The following is a 4,340-nucleotide window of genomic DNA, read 5'->3' on the forward strand; positions in this document are numbered from 1 at the left end:
TGCGGAATAGACCATGGATGGCCCGCGCGCGCGGGCGCGGTATTATGGCCGCGAACCACGCGGCGCGCCATCGGCCCCGGTCGCCAGCGCCGCGGCGTTGTTGTGGGCGGCCCGCGCGAGTGCCATCATTCCGGCCATCACGCTCATGCCGCGATCTCCCATCGCCCACCGCCCCATGTCGAGAACACTCCGCACCGCGCGCGCTGCCGGCATCGCCGTCGGCGCCGCGCTCGCCGCCGCCGCACCGCGGGCCACGGCCCAGACGCCCGCGCCCATCGTGTACACGGTGAGCGTGCCCGACCCCGCCACGCATATCGCCCACGTCCAGGCGCGAGTGCCGACGAGCGGTCGGGCGTCGATCGAGATGATGATGGCGACGTGGTCGCCCGGGTATTACAAGGTGGAGGACTACGCCAACCAGGTGGACAGCGTGCGCGCGCGCGCCGCCGACGGCAGCCCGCTGGCCGTCGAGCGCTCGCGGCCCAACCGCTGGCGCATCGACACGCACGGGGCGCCGAGCGTCACGATCTCGTACCAGGTGCTCGGCAACCGGAAGTTCGTGACGGCCGACTGGGTGGGCGACAGTCTGGTCGTCCTCAACGGCGCGCCCACGTTCATGACGCTCGCCGACACCGTGCACCGGCCGGCCGAGATCCATCTGTCGCTCCCGCCGGGCTGGAGTTCAGCGACGTCGCTCGACTCGGCGTCGGACGGCGTGCTCGATCACTACCGGGCGGCCGACTACGACGACCTGGTGGATTCGCCGATCATGGCCGGCGCGCTGCGCACGGTGCAGTTCGACGTGGACGGCATCCCGCACCTGCTGGTGGACGCCGGCGCGGTGGGCGACTTCAACGGCGAGCGCGCGGGACGCGATCTGATGCGCATCGTCATCGAGGCCAGCCGATTCTGGGGATTCCTGCCCTACCGGCGCTACCTCTTTCTCAACTGGTTCCACCCCGGCGGCGGCGGACTGGAGCACAAGAACTCCACCATGCTCACGTCCAACGCCGCGGCCCTCGACACCCCGGCGGGCTACGAGCGCTGGCTCACGTTCGTGGCCCACGAGTACTTCCACGCGTTCAACGTGAAGCGCCTGCGCCCCGTGGAGCTGGGACCGTTCGACTACGAAGGGACGCCCCACACACCCAGCCTCTGGATCGCCGAGGGGCTCACCACGTATTACGGCGATCTCATGGTGGCGCGGGCCGGGCTGGCGCGACAACAGGATTACCTGGACTGGATGTCGGCGATGATTCGCGATCTGCAGCGCACGCCCGGCCGGCTGGTGCAGACGCTCGACGCCTCGTCGCTCGACGTCTGGAACAGCGAGAACTCCGCCGTGGGGATGGATACCCGCAAGACCGTGAGCTACTACACCAAGGGGCCGGTCGTGGGACTGCTGCTCGACGCGCACATCCGCCATCTCACGAATGGCGCCAAGACCCTGGACGATGTGATGCGGCTCGCATACCGGCGGTACTCGGGCGCGCAGGGATACACGCCGGCGCAGTTCCGCGCGACGGTGAGCGAGGTGGCGGGCGTCGACCTTTCCGACTGGTTCGCGCGCGCGCTCGACTCGACGCAGGAGCTGGACTACGCCGAGATGCTCGACTGGTTCGGGCTCCGGTTCTCGCCGGCGGACCAGTGGCAGCTCGACGTGGTGGACAAACCCACGCCCGACCAGCAGCACCACCTGCAGGCACTGCTCAAGCCGGACAGCGAGGCGCGGCCGGACTGATGCGCGGATCGGTGATCAGCAGGGCTGCGGCGCGACCGTACTCCCGCTGACCACGGGCGTGGTACCCATGGGCGCGGCGACGAACCGCACCTGCACCGATTGCTGCAGCCGCACCACCTGGCGCACGGCCTCTCCGTTCTTCTCGGCGGGCGTGTACCGCCAGCTGGGCAGCACGTCGATCAGGGCCTGCGCGAACTCGCGGGAGTTGGTGCGCACGATGTGCACCGGGTCGGGCAGCGGGCGTCCACGCTCGTCCACGACGAACTCGAGCTCGGCGGACATGCATTGCTGGGTCAACTGCGGCCGCAGGTCGGGCCGCGCGCCGGTGCTCGCGACCGTCGCCGGCCGGTCGACGTCGCAGTCGCGGTACACGGGCGCCAGCGCCGCGAACGCCGAGTCGACGGACACCGGGGTGCAGGCGCGCTCGGCGCCGACGGCGGGTGCGGCACCGGAGGATGCGCACGCGGCGGCCGCGAACGCGATGATCAGGGCGCCGGCCATGGAAGCGATGGGGGGTCGCATATGAACTCCACTATGGCGCGGCGTCGCGCCCCGCGCAATAGCCGCCCACGGCCCCGTCTCAGCCGCCCAGGCGCCGCTCCGCGAATCGCGGTTCGCGCGCCGACTCCAGAAAGCGCACGATCTCGGCGGCCGGCGCCGTGGGCGGCACGAGTTCCCCCTGGGCCGCGAATCCCCGGAACATCTCGGCCGACGGGAACACGTCCGACGTTTGCGATCGCGCGACGGCCTGCATCGGCGTGTCCACCGTGCCCGGCGCGTAGCTGAGAATGGCCACGTCCGTGGCCCTGCCGGCGGGCCGGTCGCGGGCGTCCAACTCGGCGGCGAGGACCATGCCCGTCATGCGCAGCGCCGCCTTGCTGCCGCAGTACTCGGCGAGGCCGGGCACCGGGTGCACGGCGGCGCCGGACGACACGTTCACGATGCGCAGGGCGGCGCCCTCCGGCGCGCGGCCCACCACGAATCCCATGAGCCACGTGGGCACGGCGACATTGGCGGCGTAGCTGTCGAGCAGATCCTCGGGCTCGAGCGCCGGCACCCGCGCCAGCTTGCCGATGATCGCCGCGTTGTTCACCAGCGCCACGCGGCGCCACCGCGCATCACGCAGGCGCGGATCCACCTCGCGCTCGAACGCCGCGACGGTTGCCGGAACGTCGGTGAGATCGAGCGCCAGGTGCCGATAGCGTGGATCGGCGATCCCGGGCGTGCGCCGGGCCACGCCGAGCACGTCCCATCCGCGCGACAGCAGTTGGGCGGCCAGCGCGGCGCCGATGCCGGAACTGGTGCCGGTGACGATGGCAATGCGATCGGTGGTCGTCATGATAGATTCTGGGCTGGATGGCTGCATATGATACGTCGCGGCCCGGGCCGCGAACAGTCGCCTTCACCGACGAACCACGCACGAGGGTACGATGATCGGTCGCAAGCTCGGCACCGCCGGGCCCACGGTTTCCGCGCTCGGGCTGGGGTGCATGGGGATGTCGTTTCTCTACGGCCCGGCGGACGACGCGGAGAGCATCGCCACCATCCACGCCGCGCTCGACCGGGGCATCACGCTGCTCGACACCGGCGACTTCTACGGCATGGGCGCCAACGAGCTGCTCATCCGCGACGCCCTGCGCGCGCGGCGCCGCGAGGACGTGGTGCTCAGCGTGAAGTGCGGCGCGCTCCGCGACCCCGCGGGCGCGTTCGGCGGGGTGGACGGCCGCCCGGCGGCGATCAGGAACTTCCTGGCCTACTCGCTCACGCGGCTCGGCACCGAATACATCGACGTCTATCGCCTGGCGCGCGTGGACCCGGCGGTGCCGATCGAGGACACGGTGGGAGCGATGGCCGACATGGTGAAGGCCGGGTACGTGCGGCACATCGGGCTGTCCGAAGCCGCGGCGGCGACGGTGCGCCGCGCGCACGCCGTGCACCCGATCGTGGATCTGCAGATCGAATATTCACTGTTCACGCGGAGCATCGAAGCCGAGATCCTGCCCACCTGCCGGGAGCTGGGCGTGGGCATCACGGCGTACGGCGTGCTCTCGCGCGGCCTGCTCAGCGGTCACTGGTCCAAGGAGCGCGCCACGGCCAGGGGCGATTTCCGCGCGCACAGCCCGCGGTTCGCGGCCGGCAACGTGGACCGCAACCTCGCCCTCGTCGACGCGCTGCGCGCGGTGGCCCGGTCCATGGACGCCACGGTGGCGCAGGTGGCGGTGGCCTGGGTGCTCTCCCGCGGCGACGACATCGTGCCGCTGGTGGGGTCGCGCCGGCGCGCGCAGCTCACCGAGGCGCTGGGAGCGCTCGATCTCCGGTTGAGTCCCGACGACCTGGCGCGCATCGAGCAGGCCGTGCCGGCCGCCGCCGTGGCCGGCGATCGCTACAATGCGCCGGGCATGGCATCGCTGGACAGCGAGCGCGGGAACGCGGCGGGCTGAGCCGCCCCCTACGCGCGCTTGGCGCGCCGGGTGAGCGCGCCGAGCGCGCTCCCCGGATCCACCGGCCACCAGAGCACCGCCGCCGTGATCAGCACGAGCAGCCCCGCGATGTCGATCGGCGGCTGCCCGAGCGTGAGGATCTGGAAGACGATCGCGGC

At 71.6% G+C, this 4,340-nt stretch carries 4 protein-coding genes; 2 read left to right on the top strand and 2 right to left on the bottom strand.

Annotated elements, in window-relative coordinates; translation table 11 throughout:
* Nucleotides 1-175 precede the first annotated feature (175 nt).
* Complete coding sequence (locus VNE60_11765) at nt 176-1,741, top strand: hypothetical protein (GenBank protein ID HVB32196.1); 1,566 nt, start codon at nt 176-178, stop codon at nt 1,739-1,741.
* Nucleotides 1,742-1,756: 15 nt separating this feature from the next.
* Here the strand turns inward: VNE60_11765 and VNE60_11770 are convergent, their stop codons facing one another.
* Nucleotides 1,757-2,263: a hypothetical protein gene (locus VNE60_11770; protein ID HVB32197.1), complete on the bottom strand. Its 507-nt coding sequence runs from the start codon at nt 2,261-2,263 to the stop codon at nt 1,757-1,759.
* 58 nt (nt 2,264-2,321) lie between these two features.
* On the bottom strand, nt 2,322-3,080 hold the full coding sequence (locus tag VNE60_11775) for an SDR family NAD(P)-dependent oxidoreductase (GenBank protein ID HVB32198.1): 759 nt from the start codon (nt 3,078-3,080) through the stop codon (nt 2,322-2,324).
* Between the two features lie 91 nt (nt 3,081-3,171).
* On the opposite strand from VNE60_11775, the gene VNE60_11780 reads away from it, so the two are divergent.
* Nucleotides 3,172-4,182, top strand: a complete 1,011-nt coding sequence (locus tag VNE60_11780) for an aldo/keto reductase (GenBank protein HVB32199.1) — start codon at nt 3,172-3,174, stop codon at nt 4,180-4,182.
* The last annotated feature ends 158 nt before the right edge of the window (nt 4,183-4,340 follow it).

It is taken from the genome of Gemmatimonadaceae bacterium (assembly GCA_035533755.1).
GTDB lineage: Bacteria > Gemmatimonadota > Gemmatimonadetes > Gemmatimonadales > Gemmatimonadaceae > JAGWRI01.

Coding starts and splice junctions, on each gene's coding strand:
- VNE60_11765 (HVB32196.1), top strand. CDS start 176: ATGTCGAGAACACTCCGCACCGCGCGCGCTGCCGGCATCGCCGTCGGC.
- VNE60_11770 (HVB32197.1), bottom strand. CDS start 2,263: ATGCGACCCCCCATCGCTTCCATGGCCGGCGCCCTGATCATCGCGTTC.
- VNE60_11775 (HVB32198.1), bottom strand. CDS start 3,080: ATGACGACCACCGATCGCATTGCCATCGTCACCGGCACCAGTTCCGGC.
- VNE60_11780 (HVB32199.1), top strand. CDS start 3,172: ATGATCGGTCGCAAGCTCGGCACCGCCGGGCCCACGGTTTCCGCGCTC.